Consider the following 15,932-nt stretch of genomic DNA (forward strand, 5'->3'; position numbering starts at 1 on the left):
GTTTTTCTCCTTGTCGGTCAGGCGGCTTTGATCGCAGTCAGCTCGAACGATGCGTCGATGGACGCCGCCGCGAGCTTGCCATCCTGCACGGCCTGCACGGTGAGATCGAGTCCTTCGTGGGTCGCGCAATCGCCACCGGCCCACACTTTCGCAAGCGTCGTCTGACGGTTTTCATCGGTGACGATGCGCCCGCCATCGAGCGTCAACAGCTCCTTGTCGATGCCGACCGGCACGAGCGTCTGACCGATCGCCTTCAGCACCATGTCCGCATCGATGACGAAGCGCTCATCGTTGCGTTCGAACTCGACGCCAGTAATGTGACCGTTATCGCCGATCAGACGCACGGGCTTCGCATACGTAACGAGCGTCACACGATTGGTCTGCGCGAACTCGCGCTCGGCCCACGTCGCGCTCATGTTTTCCACGCCGCGCCGATAGACCATCGTCACGTTCGTCGCGCCGAGCTTGGCGGCCTGCACGCACGCATCGACGGCCGTATTGCCGCCGCCGATCACGACGACGCGCCGCCCGACCGGCACGCTCGCGAGGTCATCGGCCTGACGCACGCGTTCGATGAAATCGACCGCGTTCATCACGCCATCGAGCGATTCGCCTTCGAGCGCCAGTTCACGCACGCCCGCGAGCCCGAACGCGATGAACACCGCGTCGTATTGCTTGCGCACTTCGTCGAGCGTGAAGTCGCGGCCGAGTGCCTGATTCGTTTTGATCTCGATGCCGCCGATCGAATAAAGCCATTCGATCTCGCGCTGCGCATAATCCTCGACGGTCTTGTACGCCGCGATGCCATATTCGTTGAGACCGCCGGGCTTCGCGCGCGCATCGAATATCACTGCGCGATGGCCGGCCAAAGCCAGCCGATATGCGCAAGCCAATCCCGCCGGTCCCGCGCCGATGATCGCAATCCGCCTTCCGGTCTCGGGCGCGCGCTTGAACAAAGGCTCGCCCTTCGCCATCGCATGATCGGTTGCGTGACGCTGCAGCGCGCCGATCTTCACGGGCTCATCGCCCGGATGATTGCGCACGCAACTCCCTTCGCAAAGAATCTCGGTCGGACACACGCGCGCGCACATGCCGCCAAGCGGATTCGCCGAAAGAATATCGACGGCGGCGCCCTTCAGATTGCCGTTGCCGATCTTGCGGATGAAGCCGGGAATATCGATCTGCGTCGGACACGCCTGCACGCACGGCGCGTCGTAGCAATAGTGACAGCGGCTCGCAGCAGCGGCGGCTGCGGTGGCGTCGAGCAGAGGCGCGACGTCCGAGAATTCGCAGGCGAGCTGTTCCTGCGTGAGGCGATGGCTCGCGATATCGCCGATTGCTTTTATGGTCATGCGCGTTCCTTTTTTCAGGCGTGGGGGTGCCTTCCGTCCGCGCGTGAAAACGCGGACGGCGGGAATACGAGAAAGAAAGAATTCCGCTTACGAAGCCGGTTCCGACGCGCGCTCCAGCATCGCGTGCAGGAGCACGTTCGCACCCGCTTCGATCCACGCTTCGGTGGCGTCTTCGATTTCGTTATGGCTGATGCCGTCGACGCAAGGCACGAAGACCATCGATGTCGGCGCGACCTGCGCGAGATAGCACGCGTCGTGACCCGCACCCGACACCATGTCGCGATGCGAATAGCCGAAGCGCTGCGCCGCCGCGCGCACGGACTTCACGCACGCCGCATCGAACCTCACGGGCTCGTAGTAGAAGATCTGTTCGAGCTCGGTCGACAAGCCGATCTCGCCCGCAATGCGCTCGACGCCTTCGCGCAACGCGGCGTCCATGCGCGCGAGCACGGCATCGTCGGGATGACGGAAATCGACGGTGAAGAACACGCGCCCCGGAATCACGTTGCGCGAGTTCGGATGCACCTGCATCATGCCGACCGTCGCGCACGCGAGCGGCGCATGGTCGAGGCCGATGCGGTTCACCAGGTCCACGACGCGCGCCGCGCCCAGCAGCGCATCCTTGCGGCGCGGCATGGGCGTGGGGCCTGCGTGCGCTTCCTGGCCGGTCAGTGTGATTTCGTACCAGCGCTGGCCTTGCGCATCGGTGACGACGCCGATCGTCTTGTCCTCGGCCTCGAGAATCGGCCCTTGCTCGATGTGCAGTTCGAACGCCGCATGCAGCTTGCGGCCGCCGCACGGCACATCGCCCGCATAGCCGATGCGCTTCAGTTCGTCGCCGATCGTCTTGCCATCGACATCCTTGCGCGACAGGCCGTATTCGAGCGAGAACACGCCCGCGAACACGCCCGATGCCACCATCGCGGGCGCAAAGCGCGAGCCTTCCTCGTTGGTCCAGATGACGACTTCGATCGGATGCTCCGTTTCGATGCCGCGGTCGTTGAGCGTGCGAATCACTTCGAGTCCGCCGAGCACGCCGTAAATGCCGTCGAAGCGTCCGCCCGTGGGCTGCGAATCGGCGTGCGAGCCGGTCATCACGGGCAGCGCATCGGGATTGCGACCCGCGCGCCGCATGAACACGTTGCCCATCTGATCGACGCTCACCGTGCAGCCCGCTTCCTTCGCCCAGCCGACGATGAGATCGCGACCTTCCTTATCGAGGTCCGTGAGTGCGAGACGGCAGACGCCGCCCTTCGGCGTCGCGCCGATTTTGGCCATCGTCATCAGGCTGTCCCATAGACGCTGACCATTCACCTTGATGGACGTATCGAGACCAGCCTCTCTGATTGCATCCGTTACAACGTTCATTCGCCTCGCTCCTTACGATCGACTTCGTATGTGAGTGACTTCGTTTCGTGCACGCCGGGCGCTTGCAGTGCGATGCTGCACGCGCGCGGTGCACGATTCTGTAATGCGATGAATGATGCGAACGACGCGCTTCTTCGGCCGCTGCGAGCGCTTGTTAAATCCTGTCCGGTTGGACAGGTTGTAGCCGATTAAAATAAGCAAATCAACGTCTTTCGTGCGCGGGCAAACACGGAGAACATAAAGCGATTAGCGTGCCATTGCGATGCAGCATCGGCGGGCATTGGATTCCACGGCTTTTACGTCGCGATGCAGCGCCGCGTGCATCGGCGGCGTGAATCAGGCACGATGCGGCACATACGGCACAAAAATTCGACGATGAGACACGACGACGCGGCTGACGGCATCACCGGAAACGAGAACGCGCCACCTCTGCGGCGGCGCAAGGCGCAGATTCGCGAGAGCAACGAAGCGCATTTGCTCGCGTGCGCCGAAGAAGTCTTCGCGGAGAAGGGACTGGAAGGCGCGAGCACGGCGATGATCGCAGAGCGCGCCGGCCTGCCGAAGGCCAATCTGCATTACTACTTCCCGACGAAGCTCGCGCTCTATCGCCGCGTGCTCGAAGACCTGTTCGAAGACTGGCATCGCGCGGCGGATACCTTCGAATGCAGCGACGATCCCGTCGAAGCGATCGGCGGCTATGTGCGCGCGAAGATGGCGTTATCGCGGCGCAGGCCGCTCGGCTCGAAGGTGTGGGCGAGCGAGATCATCCACGGCGCGCATCACATGCAGGACATTCTCAACGAGCGCGTGAAACCGTGGCTCGACACGCGCGTGACGGTCATCGAAAGCTGGGTCGCGCGCGGCCTGCTCGCGCCTGTCGAGGCGGACACGTTCATGTTCATGATCTGGGCGATCACGCAGCACTACGCCGATTTCGATGCGCAAATCCGTGCGCTCAAAGGCAAGCGCGCGCTGACGCGCAAGGCGTTCGATGAACAGACGGAGGAGGTCGTGCGCCTCGTGATTCGCGCGTGCGGTGCGGTCTCGGCGCGCGTCGAAGAGAAAGAGCACGCGCAATAAAAACGCCGGCCGCTTCGATAGCGGCCGGCGTTCGCTTTACTGCTCATTGCCTACTGCCTACTGCCTGCAACTCACTGCGTACTGCCGTATTGCCAACTGCGGTACTGCTACTGCTTTTCTCGCAAGTACTGCTCTTTCTGACATCTACTGCAACCGCTACTACCCGGTACTTCTACTGCCACCACTAGCCTTCGATCAGTGACCGAAGTACACCGAATTGCGATCCGACATCGACACGTTGGCGCGTGCGACCGGCGCGACAGCGCCCGATTGCGAAGTGCCCGCGGTCGAAGGACCGTAAGCCGAACCACCGTTTTCAGCATTCACACGCGCTTGAGCAGCCTGAAGGTTTTGCGGATAGTTGACGCGATCTTCCGACGGGTTGTAGCCGGCCTTTTCGAGCTGAACCAGTTCAGCGCGGACTTGAGCGCGCGTCACCGGCGCGTTGCTTTGTGCGAACGCGAAAGTCGGCGCGGCAAGAGCGGTGGCGATGACGAGTGCGGGAACGAATGCCTTGATCATGATGAACCTCCAGTAGTCTTGTTTTGAAATCGAAACCGAATCGGAAGCTTTTTAAGTAGTTTCTGATTTCGTTTCGCTTGAAGACAGTGTAGGAGGCGGACGACCTAGGGGAAACCCCAATTCGCACGAAACTTAATTGTTGAATTCGCAACAATGCATTTCGCTGCATGCAGCGCGTAGGAAGCGCACTTCTCTTTTAATGCATTGTTTTTATTCAGCTATTTCCAATACGCAGGCGTGAGTAATCGATTGCAGCGCAAACCGTCATTGCGGCTGCGTCAGCCAATCGCCACTTCCGCGCCAGCGTCTAGGCTGTCGTCACGAAAGCGAGCGCGGCCGTCAACAGTTCGCGCAATAGCGGCTGGACCCGATTGGCCCGCGCCTCGTCGTAAGCGAACGGCGACGATTCTTCCATGTAGCTGCTCTGCGTCAGCTCCAGTTGAACCGCGTGGATGCCGTCTTCGGGCCTGCCGTAGCGCCGCGTGATATAGCCGCCCTTGAAGCGTCCGTTCGCGACCGTCGAATAGCGCCCGTCGCGCTCGACGATTCGCGCGAGATGCTCGGCCAGCCCCGGCGCCGCCGACGCTCCGTCCGCGGTGCCGAAGTTGAAATCGGTCAGACGGCCATCGAAAAAGCGCGGCACGACCGAGCGGATCGAATGCGCTTCCCAGAGCAGCACGCGGCCATGCGCCTGCCGCAGCGCTTCGAGCTCGCCGATGAGCGCATCGTGATAAGGCTGCCAGTACATCGCGCGGCGCGCATCGATCTGCTCGCGCGACGGCTCGTGGCCCGGCTTGTAGAGCGGCGCCTTGTCGAAGGTGTCGGTGGGACACAGCCCCGTCGTGTCGCGGCCGGGATAGAGACTGGCGTCGTCGGGCGGACGGTTCAGATCGATGACATATCGCGCGTAGGTCGGCGTCAGCATCGACGCGCCCAGGCCGCGCGCGAACGCATACAGCTTTTCCAGATGCCAGTCGCAATCTTCGGTGCGTTTCGCGATGGGCGTCATCTCGTCGGCAAGCGCGCAGGGAATCTGCGTGCCGCGATGCGGAATCGAAATCAAGAGCGGCGCACTGCCGCGTTCGAGCGTGAAGATCGAAGAATCGTTCATGGATGACCTCAGCCCAGCAAGCCGCGCAATGCGTCGCGATAACGTGCGAGCGCTTCGTCTTCGTGCGCATGACGGCGCGCATCGATCACCTTGCGGCCCGACACGAAGACATCGCGGATCGGCGTGTCGCCATGTTCGCAGAACACCGCGCTCGACAGCCACGTGTCGGGCGCGTGCCCGCCGATACCGGGATGCGCGTCGTCGAGCACCAGCCAGTCCGCGCGCAAGCCCGACGCGAGCGCGCCGACGGGCCGTCCGGTCGCGTGCGCGCCGCCGTCGAGCGCAGCGTCGAAAAGACGCTCAGCGGGACGGCTCTGCGTCGTCGATGCAAGCACGTTGCGCTGGCGTCGGCACAGGCGTTGGCCGTATTCGAGCAGACGCAGCTCCGAGCGCCAGTCGACGCCGACATGACTATCCGAGCCAATACCGATGCGCCCGCCCGCATCGAGGTAATCGCGCGACGGAAACACGCCGTCGCCGAGATTCGCCTCGGTCGTCAGACACAGGCCCGCGACCGCGCCGCTCGCAGCGAGTCGCGCGCACTCGTTCGCGTCGATGTGTGTCGCGTGCACGAGGCACCAGCGCTCGTCGACATTGAAGCGTTCGAGCAGCCATTCCACCGGACGATGCCCCGTCGCCGCGACGCACGCCTCCACTTCGGCGACCTGCTCCGCGACGTGGATATGCACCGGCGCATGACCGAAGTGCCCTTTGAGCCCTTCGAGCAGCGCCGCGAGCGATTCGCCCGCGACCGCCCGCAGCGAATGCGGCGCGACGCCGTACCGCCGCGCGCCGTTTTCGGGCCGCGCGGCAGCGAGCGTGTCGATGAGTGCGAGCAGCGTGTCGGGCGTATTCAGGAAGCGGCGCTGATCGTCGCGCGGCGCGCTCTTGTTGAAGCCGCTGTATTCGTACAGCACCGGCAACATCGTGATGCCGATGCCCGCGCGCTCGGCCGCATCGACGACGCGTTCGGCGAGTTCCGCGCGGTTCGCGTAAGGCGAGCCATCGGGTGCGTGATGCACGTAATGAAATTCGCACACCGACGTATAGCCCGCCTTCAGCATCTCGATGTAGAGCCAGTGCGCGATATCCGCGAGCGATTCGGGACCGATGCGCGCGGCGAAGCGATACATGAGATCGCGCCAGCTCCAGAAGGTATCGGCGACGCTCGCGCGATATTCGGTGAGGCCCGCCATCGCGCGCTGGAACGCGTGCGAGTGCAGGTTCGGCATGCCGGGCACGACCGGCCCCTTTGCCCGTTCGACGCCCGCCGGCGCCGCGCTGCCCGGCGCGACACGCACGAGGGTGCCGCCTTCGTCCCATTCGAGAAGCACGTCGCGCCGCCAGCCGTCGGCGAGGCGCGCGTGATCCGCAAAGAATGCGCGATTCTCAGCGTTCATGTCCGTCCCCTTCTTTTATCGATGCGCGGCTGCTTTACGAGCCGTTCGCCGTTTTTACAACCTGTCGCCCTGCTTCGAGCGTATGGCGCGTGCCGTCGTCGGGCTTGATATCGATCCGGCTACGCGCACTGAAAACGAAGAGCATGAAGCGCGCCGGACCGCCCCGTCGCGCGAATCATCATGCGATTAGAAATGTCCGGTGAATTGATAACGATCGCCCGGATGCCAGAGATTCGCGACCGAGGCGACCGCATCGCGCGACCACGTGCGCCGATGCAGCATCAGACACGGCTCGTGCTCCTTCATCGCGAGCGCCTGACGGATCTCCGCCGCCGGCACCGCCGCCTCGATCCGGTACTCGACGCGCTGCAACGGCGCGGCGGACATCAGGTACTGGTTCGGCGTGATCGTCGTGAAATCCTGGCGCGCGTATTCCGGTGCGAGCGCGGGATTCACGTAGCGCTCTTCCATCTGCACCGGCTCGTCGTTTTCGAAGTGCAGCACGCGCGAATGAAACACCGGGCTGCCGACCGTAAGATGCATTTCGGCGGCGAGCGTTTCATCGACGATCGATGCGCCGAGATGCAACACCTGCGCACGATACACGTGCCCGCGCGCGACGATTTCATCGGAAATACTGCGAATCTCGACGAGCGTCGACGCGTATTTCGGCTGCGCGACAAACGTGCCCGCGCCCTGCACGCGCGTGAGCACCTGATCGGCGGTCAGCTCGCGCAACGCGCGGTTCACGGTCATGCGCGCGACCTTGAATTCGCGCGCGAGCTCGTTCTCGGAGGGCACCTGATCGCCCTCCTTCCACTCGCCTATATGAATGCGCCGGAGAATGTAATCCTTGATCTCCTGATACGCGGGCGTGTTCATACAGGCTCTTCCGACGCGAACGCGAGCGGACTGTGCTGCCCGATCACGCCGTCCTGCACGAGCTTCGCGATCGAGGCGATGTCCGGCGCGAAGTAGCGGTCCAGATCGTAGTGCGGGACGTGCGCGCGCAGCGTCTTCATCACTTCGAGCAAGGGCGCGCTGGTCTGATGCGGCGCGCGCAGATCGACGCCCTGCGCCGCCGCGAGCAGCTCGATCGCGAGAATATTGGCCGTGTTGCTGGCGATGTCGCCGAGCTTGCGCGCGGCGAAGGTCGCCATCGAGACGTGATCTTCCTGATTCGCGGACGTCGGCAGCGAATCGACCGATGCCGGATGCGCGAGCGTCTTGTTCTCCGATGCGAGCGCGGCCGCCGTCACATGCGCGATCATGAAGCCGGAGTTCACGCCGCCGTCGCGCACGAGGAAAGGCGGCAGGCCGGAGAGCGTCGCATCGATCAGAAGCGCGATGCGGCGTTCCGCCAGCGCGCCGATTTCGGCTGCGGCAAGCGCGAGATTGTCGGCGGCGAATGCGACCGGCTCCGCGTGGAAGTTGCCGCCCGACAACACTTCGCCGGTGTCGGGGAAGATCAGCGGATTGTCGGACACGGCGTTCGATTCGATCAGCAGGACTTCAGCCGCGTGGCGCATCTGGTCGAGACACGCGCCCATCACCTGCGGCTGGCAGCGCAGGCTGTACGGGTCCTGAACCTTGTCGCAATCCGCGTGCGACAGGTTGATGCCCGAGCCCTTCAGCAGCGTGCGATACGCGCCGGCCGCCTCCATCTGCCCGCGATGCCCGCGCAGCTCGTGGATGCGCGCATCGAACGGGACGACCGAGCCCGCCGCCGCATCCACCGACAGCGCGCCCGCGACGAGCCCGGTGCGGAACAGATCTTCGATCGCGAACAGGTTGTACAGCGCCAGCGCCGCCGACGCCTGCGTGCCGTTCAGCAACGCGAGCCCTTCCTTCGCCTGCAGCGTGAGCGGCTTGAGGCCCGCGACCGTCAGGCCGTCGAGCGCGCTTGCGCGTTCGCCGCGAATCGTGACGTCGCCCAGGCCGAGCAGCACCGTCGACATATGCGCGAGTGGCGCGAGATCGCCCGATGCGCCGACCGAGCCCTTGACCGGGATGACCGGCAGCACGTCGGCATTGAAAAGCGTGATGAGCGCGTCGATGACTTCGCGGCGGATGCCCGAATGACCGCGCCCGAGGCTCGACAGCTTGAGCGCCATCAAAAGCCGCACGACCGGACGCGACATCGGTTCACCAACGCCCACCGCATGCGACAGCACCAGATTCTTCTGCAGCAGTTCGAGCTGGTCAGCCGGAATGTGCGTGTTGGCGAGCCGTCCGAAGCCCGTATTGATGCCGTAAGCGGGATCGCCCTTCGCGGCGATCGCGGCGACGGCGCGCGCGCTGGCGTCGATCGCATCGAAGCTGGCGGGATCGAGTTCGAGCGTGTCCGAACCTCGCGCGATGCGGCGCAGTTGCGGCAGAGTCAGCTTTCCGGGCGTGAGCTTGATCATGATTCGTCCTGTCTATACAAGTTAGACTCAAGTCTAAACGGGCAAGAAGGACGAAACAAGGGGATATCCGGGATAATCACTAGGACCGCCCGGATGAATCGAAGATTCTTGTCTATACAGATTTTACGATTCCAGCACCTTTTCCATCACGAACTGGACGAAGCGCTGTTCACGCACGATGACCGCGCGCGCGAGCAGCATCGTGAAGCCGCAATATTCGAAGAACGGCCGCCCCGTGACGCTCGAGTAGGTGTGCAGCGTGGTCAGGCCGAGTTCCTCCGCTTCGGCCTCGATGCGTGCGAGCAGGGATGTCGCGACGCTTTTGCGCTGGTGCTGCGGATCGACGAACATCATGTCGATCAGACCGTTCTTTGCAAGATCGGCGAAACCGGCGAGCTCGCCGTCGACGAGACCGACCCACGTCGGGCGGCTCACGCGCGCGAGCTCCCATTCGTCGCGGTCGGCTTGCGCCCAGGCTTCGATCTGCGCTTCGTTATAGTCGGCCGAAGCCGTTTCGCGAACGGCGCGTTGGAACAGATCGATCACACCGTCGAGATCCTTGGCACGATACGGTCTGACTTCGATGAGCGGCAGCCCTGGCATTTCATCACCTTCGTTACTGTCAAAAGAAAAAACCGCTGCAAAAGCAGCGAGGGTCTAGCGTTAAAAACGCGGGAAAAAATCTGTGGAAAGACGCTGAAATTGGATAGACGCGCCGCCGGTTCGCTCTTCAGGAAACCACCGCGACCGTCGCGATGCCGAGCGCGGTCATCAGAAGCGACGCGCCGACGTGGATCGCGATCTCCGCGAGCGCCCAGCCGAGCCGCCCTTGCTCGAGATGCGCAACCACTTCGGAAGAAAACGTCGAAAAGGTGGACAGCCCGCCCATCAGCCCGGTGATGATGAAGAGCCGCCATTCGATCGAAATATCAGGAAAGCGTGCGAAAAAGGCGACCGCCACGCCGATGATGTAACCCGCGATGACGTTCGCCGCGAACGTGCCGAGCGGCAGATTCGGAAATATCGCATTCAGACGCAGACCGAGGACCCATCTGAGCAGCGATCCCAGTCCGCCGCCGAGCCCAACGGCGATGATCGACAGATACATGAAATGTGTGAAATCGTTCGAAATTAACTTCGTTAAGCCTCGCGGGCGAGCCGGTCGATCAGCGCACCGCGGCTCGGCTCGACGATCCAGCCGTCCCGGTGCCGCACATGCGCCGCCCACGTGCCGTCGCGCCGCGCTTCCCAGCAGCCGGCGTCATGGCCGTCGATGAAAAGCGAGCCGCGCACGACGAGTTGCGGATCGGCGGGGTCGAGGACCTCGTCATCGTTGTGTTCGAGCTTCACAGTGTGCATGAGCGTCGTCTGCAAAAACACGTCAAAACCAGAGCCAGCCTTGCGAGTAGCTCCATTCTAACGATACTCAAAGCGCGTGGTTCAAACTCTCACCGTATCATGAAGGACATTGCCGACAGGCAATTGAGTATTCGCACAGTGTGTTCGACCGAAGGCGCGTCGAAAGCGAGCGTCACCGCATCGATGCGTTCGAGCGTCGGCCACTGGCAGAAGAGATCGGCGAACGCGGTGGTTTGCGCGCGCAATTCGCATCGATGCTCCGTGCGCGCCGGACGCCGCGCATGGCCCGATGACGCGCCCTCGATCGTCTCGCGCGCGGCGAGCCGGATCGCTTCGCACGCGGCCGCCGGTGTTTCCGTCACGCCGCTCGAATAGCCGTGCGCGGTCTTCACGCAGAGAAAACGCGCGCCGGGAAATGCGGGCAGCGTTTCGGCACCGAACACGTCGTCGCCGGTCAGCAGCGCGACGCACGCGCCGTGTTCCTCCGCGAGCCTGCCGTAGAGTCCGGCCTCACCGACCTCGTCGCCATCGAGCGAAACACGCGCGAACGCGGCGCTGTTGATCGTATGCGCGAGAATGCCGCGGCTTTGCGCGCGCGCGTGATAGCCGATCATGAACACCACTTCCGGCGATGCCTCCAGCCCCGCCATCATGCCGAGCGTTCGCGGCTTGCCGAGCACGAGGCGCGCGCGCTGATCGAGCAGATCGGGCATCAGATTACGAAAGCCGCCGTGCGAATCGTTGATCCACACCTGCGACGCGCCGCCATCGAACGCGCCTTGTGCGGCTGCGTTCGCCTCGTGCGTCATCCAGCGGCGCGCGTGTTCGTACTCGACGTTGCCCGGCCGCGTCTGCTCCGGATGGAACACGCCCGCGATGCCTTCGATATCCACCGAGATCAGCACTTTCATGTTCGTGTCTTCAATGCTTCGTTAAGCGAAACGCGCCTGTGGCCGTCGCGGCCGGCGACCGTTTCGGCGCTGAAGAGCGCATCGAGGATCGCCTGCTCGACGCTGTCGGCGGCGGCCTGAAACAGCGGATCGAGCCGCGCGTCGTTGATGAGCAGCGGCAGCGCGATGAAGTCCGCATCGTGCGGCGCCGTGTACGCGGTCGTGAAGGCCAGCGCGATATCGCCGCTGCCGTGACCGTAAACCGAGCCCGTGCGCGCGAGACCGGCCGCGGCGCGCATCGCGAGGCGGCGCAGTTGACGCGCGTCGAGCGGCGCATCGGTTGCGATCAGCATGATGATCGAGCCTTGCTCGGGCTTCGCGTGCGCTTCGCCTTGCAGTCTCCGTCCGACCGCTTCGCCCGCGATGATCAGTTGCGACAAGCGTCCGAAGTTCGCGAGCACGAGCGCGCCGGTCGTGTAAGCATGTTCGCCGATGCGCGCAGTGCGCGAAGCCGAACCGATGCCGCCCTTCAACTCGAAGCACGACATGCCGCGTCCCGCGCCCACCGCGCCGCGTGCGAAATCCGCGCTGCAAGCATCGAGCGCGCTCGCGTAGTGCGCTTCGTCGACGGCGAACGCCTGCATGTCGTTGAGATAGCCGTCGTTGCACTCGAACACGAGCGGATTCACGCTCGGCTCTTCGCGTCCGATGCGCGGGTTAGCCGCGATAGCCGCGCGAATCTGCGCATTCGCCACCGTGCCGACGCCGAACGTGTTGGTCAGCGCGATCGGCGTTTCGAGCACGCCGAGTTCATCGATCTGAACGAGTCCGACGCTCTTGCCGAAGCCGTTGATCACGCATGCCGCGGCCGGCACCTTGTTGCGATATACATCGCCCGGGTGCGGACGCACGACCGTCACGCCGGTTTGAATCGCGCCTTGCGCAAGCGTGCAGTGACCGACGGTCACGCCGCTCACATCGGCGATCGAGCCCGGATCGTCGCGCATCATGGCCGGTCGAGCTTCGGATCGAGTGCGTCGCGCAGGCCGTCGCCGAGCAGATTGAACGCGAGCACCGTCAAGAAGATCGCGAGGCTCGGGAAGATCGCGACGTGCGGCGCCATCGCCATGTCGGCGCGTGCTTCGTTGAGCATCGCGCCCCACTCGGGCGTGGGCGGCTGCGCGCCGAGCCCGAGGAACGAGAGACTCGCCGCCGTGATGATCGACGTGCCGATGCGCATCGTGAAGTACACGACCACCGACGATATCGTGCCCGGCAGAATGTGCCGCGCGAGTATCGTCCAGTCCGATGCGCCGATGCTCTTCGCCGCCTCGATATACGTGAGGTGTTTCAGCGCGAGCGTATTGCCGCGCACGAGCCGCGCGAACGCGGGAATGCTGAAGATCGCGACCGCGCACACGACGTTCACCATACCGTTGCCGAGAATCGCGACCACGCCGATCGCGAGCAGAATGCCGGGGAACGCGAACAGCACGTCGGCGATGCGCATCACGATGCGATCCCACCAGCCTTCGTAGTAACCGGCGAGCAGGCCGAAGAACGTGCCGATCACCGCGCCGATCACGACCGAGAGCAGACCCGCCGACAACGAAATGCGGCTGCCGACGAGTATGCGGCTCAGAATGTCGCGTCCCAGCGAATCGACGCCGAACCAGTGCGCGGCGGAAGGACCGGCGTTGAGCGCGTCGTAATCGAAATAATTCTCCGGATCGTAAGGCGCGATATACGGCGCGACGATCGCGATCACGATCAGCAGCAGCACGAAGCCGGCCGCGACCATTGCGACATGCTGCCGTTTGAACTTGCGCCAGAATTCGGTCCACGGCGTGCGGATTTCCTGCGCGGCGGCGACAGGCGTTTCGGCTGTTGCGCTCATCGGGTTCTCACTTGAATCGGATGGTCGGATTGATGATCGCGTACAGCACGTCCACGACCAGATTGATCACGATGAACTCCAGCGAGAACAGCAGCACTTCCGCCTGAATCACCGGATAGTCGCGCATTTCGACCGCATCGACGAGCAGGCGCCCGAGGCCCGGCCAGTTGAACACCTTCTCGACGACGATCGAGCCGCCGAGCAGAAAGCCGAACTGCAGACCCATCATCGTGACGACGGGAATCATCGCGTTGCGCAGGCAATGCTTCACGATGACCATCGGTTCATGCACGCCCTTCGCGCGCGCGGTGCGCACGAAATCCTCGCCGAGCACCTCGACGAACGACGCGCGCGTGAAGCGCGCCATCACCGCCGCGACCGCCGCGCCCAGCGTGAGCGACGGCAGCACATAGCTTTGCCACGAGCCATCGCCGACGATGGGCAGCCAGCCGAGCTTCACCGAGAAAATTTCCATCAGCAGCATCCCAAGCGCGAAGGCCGGAAACGAGATGCCCGACACCGCGAGCGTCATGCCCAGGCGATCCGGCCAGCGATTGCGCCATACCGCCGACACGATGCCGATCGCCATCCCGAAGATCACCGCCCACACCATGCTCGCGATCGTGAGCCACAACGTAGGCATGAAACGCTCGGCGATTTCCGTCGATACGGGCCGCTTGCTGCGCGTCGACATGCCGAAGTCGAAATGCGCGATCTTGCCGAAGAAGCCCACCAGTTGCTGCGGTAGCGGCTTGTCCAGGCCGAGATCGGCGCGCACGAGGGCGACGGTCGCTTCGTCGGCTTCCGCGCCCGCCGCGAGTCGCGCCGGATCGCCCGGCAACATGTGCACGAAGAAGAACACCAGTACCGCGACGATGAAGAGCGTCGGCAGCAAGCCTAACAAGCGTTTGGCGATGAAATTGAGCATCGTGTCCGGTCGATTGTGGCCGGGCCGCGCGGGCCCGGCCGGTTCATCACTTGATCGCGATCTCGTCGAAGCTGAACGAGCCGTCGGGCATCACGTACGCGCCGGACAGACGCTTGCTGCGCGCATACACGACCTTTTCCGTGACGAGAAAGATCCACGGCGCATCGGCCCAGATGCGTTTTTGCGCATCGGTGTAGAGCTTCGCTTTCTCGCTGCGGTCGGTCGTCGCGAGCGCCTTCTGCAAGTCTTCATCGACCTGATCGTTCTTGTAGTACGCCGTGTTGAAGAGCTTCGGCGGGAACGATGACGAGCCGCCGAGCAGCGGCGAGATCGCCCAGTCCGCTTCGCCCGTCGACGACGACCAGCCGATGTAGAGCATGCGCACCGGCGCGGTCTTCGGATCGGGCGCGCTCTCGATGCGCTGCACGCGCTGCCCCGCTTCGAGCGCTTCGACCGATGCCTTCACGCCCACTTGCGAAAGCTGCTGCTGCACGAACTGGATGATCTTCTGCGCGGTCGTGTGGTTATAGCCCGACCACAGCACGGTTTCGAAGCCGTTCGGATAGCCCGCTTCCTTCAGCAGTTCGCGAGCCTTCGCGGGATCGTATTTCCAGGGGCCGAGCTTCGGCGTCGCGTAATCGACGCCTGGCGGCACGACGCCTTCGGCCGGCACGGCATAACCCGCGAACGCGACCTTGACGAGCGCTTCCTTGTTGATCGCGTAGTTCATCGCCTCGCGCACCTTTGGGTTGTCGAAGGGCTTTTGCAGCGTGTTCATGCTGACGTAGCGCTGAATGATCGACGGCGCCGCGATCAGATCGACCTTCGGGCTCGACTTGAGCGAATCGGCCTGCTCGAACGGAACCGAGAACGCGAAGTCCGCCTCGCCCGTCTTCATGAGCGCGGCGCGCGTGTTGTTATCGACGACCGGCTTCCAGTCGATCATGTCGATCTTCGGCAAGCCCTTCTTCCAGTAGCCCGCGAACTTCTTCACCTTCAGGTCGTCGGTCTGCTTCCATTCGACGAACTCGAACGGCCCCGTGCCGACCGGATGAAACGCGATCTCCTTGCCGTACTTTTGCAGCGCGGTCGGCGAGATCATCACCGCCGACGGATGCGCGAGCACGTTGATGAACGCCGAGAACGGAATCTTCAGCGTGATCTTCACCGTGTACGGATCGATCACTTCGGTCTTCTCGATCTTGTTGAAGAGGTTGTAGCGCTTGAGCTTGTTGTCCGGATTCGTCACGCGGTCGAACACGGCTTTCACGGCGTCCGCGTTGAAGTCGGTGCCGTCGTGAAACTTCACGCCCTGGCGCAGCTTGATCGTGTACACCTTCGCATCGGGACTCGCTTCGTAGCTCGTCGCGAGCACGTTCTGGATCTTCATGTCCTTGTCGAAGCCGAAAAGGCCCTGATAGAACGACTTCGCGACCGCTTGCGAGAGCGTGTCGTTGGCGTCGTACGGATCCATCGTCGTGAAGGTCGAGGCGACGGCCATCACGGCGGTGCTTTGCGCATGCGCGGCGACGGGCGCGAGGGCGGTCAGTGTGGCGAACGCGCTTGCTGCGAACATCGCGCGCAATTGAAAAGTCGGCATCGTTGGACTCCTTGTTG

General features: G+C 63.5%; 16 protein-coding genes. 1 reads left to right on the forward strand and 15 read right to left on the reverse strand.

The window, feature by feature from the left end; translation table 11 throughout:
- Positions 1 to 17: 17 nt before the first annotated feature.
- Together AWB74_RS01510 and AWB74_RS01515 are read right to left on the reverse strand one after the other, a co-directional pair.
- Entirely contained in the window at positions 18 to 1,352 is a 1,335-nt protein-coding gene (locus AWB74_RS01510) for an NAD(P)-dependent oxidoreductase (RefSeq protein WP_061144983.1), read from the reverse strand.
- Between the two features lie 87 nt (positions 1,353 to 1,439).
- Complete coding sequence (locus AWB74_RS01515; protein WP_061144984.1) at positions 1,440 to 2,720, reverse strand: Zn-dependent hydrolase; 1,281 nt, start codon at positions 2,718 to 2,720, stop codon at positions 1,440 to 1,442.
- 375 nt (positions 2,721 to 3,095) lie between these two features.
- Between AWB74_RS01515 and AWB74_RS01520 the strand changes: the two genes are divergently transcribed.
- Positions 3,096 to 3,800, forward strand: a complete 705-nt coding sequence (locus AWB74_RS01520) for a TetR/AcrR family transcriptional regulator (RefSeq protein WP_235024452.1) — start codon at positions 3,096 to 3,098, stop codon at positions 3,798 to 3,800.
- A gap of 195 nt (positions 3,801 to 3,995) precedes the next feature.
- Here AWB74_RS01520 and AWB74_RS01525 read toward each other — a convergent pair whose 3' ends face one another.
- From AWB74_RS01525 to gsiB, 13 genes are all read right to left on the reverse strand, one after another.
- Positions 3,996 to 4,319: a DUF4148 domain-containing protein gene (locus AWB74_RS01525; protein WP_061145261.1), complete on the reverse strand. Its 324-nt coding sequence runs from the start codon at positions 4,317 to 4,319 to the stop codon at positions 3,996 to 3,998.
- Positions 4,320 to 4,629: 310 nt separating this feature from the next.
- Positions 4,630 to 5,433, reverse strand: coding sequence for an N-formylglutamate deformylase (gene hutG / locus AWB74_RS01530; protein WP_061144985.1), 804 nt, complete (start codon positions 5,431 to 5,433; stop codon positions 4,630 to 4,632).
- A gap of 8 nt (positions 5,434 to 5,441) precedes the next feature.
- Positions 5,442 to 6,833: a formimidoylglutamate deiminase gene (locus AWB74_RS01535; RefSeq protein ID WP_061144986.1), complete on the reverse strand. Its 1,392-nt coding sequence runs from the start codon at positions 6,831 to 6,833 to the stop codon at positions 5,442 to 5,444.
- A 186-nt stretch (positions 6,834 to 7,019) separates the two neighbouring features.
- A complete protein-coding gene (gene hutC, locus AWB74_RS01540) occupies positions 7,020 to 7,715 on the reverse strand; it encodes a histidine utilization repressor (RefSeq protein WP_061144987.1) in 696 nt (231 codons plus the stop codon).
- A complete protein-coding gene (hutH, locus tag AWB74_RS01545) occupies positions 7,712 to 9,241 on the reverse strand; it encodes a histidine ammonia-lyase (protein WP_087038738.1) in 1,530 nt (509 codons plus the stop codon). The genes hutC and hutH overlap by 4 nt, the downstream gene beginning before the upstream one ends.
- A 123-nt stretch (positions 9,242 to 9,364) precedes the next feature.
- A complete protein-coding gene (locus AWB74_RS01550; RefSeq protein ID WP_061144988.1) occupies positions 9,365 to 9,844 on the reverse strand; it encodes a GNAT family N-acetyltransferase in 480 nt (159 codons plus the stop codon).
- A 127-nt stretch (positions 9,845 to 9,971) separates the two neighbouring features.
- Positions 9,972 to 10,349 (reverse strand): fluoride efflux transporter CrcB, encoded by a 378-nt coding sequence (gene crcB, locus AWB74_RS01555; RefSeq protein WP_061144989.1) that lies wholly within the window; start codon positions 10,347 to 10,349, stop codon positions 9,972 to 9,974.
- 32 nt (positions 10,350 to 10,381) lie between these two features.
- The gene (locus tag AWB74_RS01560; protein ID WP_061145263.1) at positions 10,382 to 10,600 is read right to left on the reverse strand and encodes a hypothetical protein; all 219 of its coding nucleotides are present in this window, start codon (positions 10,598 to 10,600) and stop codon (positions 10,382 to 10,384) included.
- 89 nt (positions 10,601 to 10,689) lie between these two features.
- Positions 10,690 to 11,511: a M55 family metallopeptidase gene (locus tag AWB74_RS01565; RefSeq protein ID WP_061144990.1), complete on the reverse strand. Its 822-nt coding sequence runs from the start codon at positions 11,509 to 11,511 to the stop codon at positions 10,690 to 10,692.
- On the reverse strand, positions 11,508 to 12,500 hold the full coding sequence (locus AWB74_RS01570) for a P1 family peptidase (RefSeq protein ID WP_061144991.1): 993 nt from the start codon (positions 12,498 to 12,500) through the stop codon (positions 11,508 to 11,510). Before AWB74_RS01570 ends, AWB74_RS01565 begins: the two co-directional genes overlap by 4 nt.
- Positions 12,497 to 13,387, reverse strand: a complete 891-nt coding sequence (gene gsiD, locus AWB74_RS01575) for a glutathione ABC transporter permease GsiD (RefSeq protein WP_061144992.1) — start codon at positions 13,385 to 13,387, stop codon at positions 12,497 to 12,499. The genes AWB74_RS01570 and gsiD overlap by 4 nt, the downstream gene beginning before the upstream one ends.
- A 7-nt stretch (positions 13,388 to 13,394) precedes the next feature.
- Positions 13,395 to 14,315 carry a glutathione ABC transporter permease GsiC gene (gene gsiC, locus AWB74_RS01580; RefSeq protein ID WP_061144993.1) on the reverse strand — a complete coding sequence of 307 codons (921 nt, stop codon included), beginning with the start codon at positions 14,313 to 14,315 and terminating at the stop codon, positions 13,395 to 13,397.
- Between the two features lie 46 nt (positions 14,316 to 14,361).
- Positions 14,362 to 15,915: a glutathione ABC transporter substrate-binding protein GsiB gene (gene gsiB / locus AWB74_RS01585; protein ID WP_061144994.1), complete on the reverse strand. Its 1,554-nt coding sequence runs from the start codon at positions 15,913 to 15,915 to the stop codon at positions 14,362 to 14,364.
- Positions 15,916 to 15,932: the final 17 nt, after the last annotated feature.

This window comes from Caballeronia arvi (genome assembly GCF_001544695.2).
Lineage (GTDB): Bacteria > Pseudomonadota > Gammaproteobacteria > Burkholderiales > Burkholderiaceae > Caballeronia > Caballeronia arvi.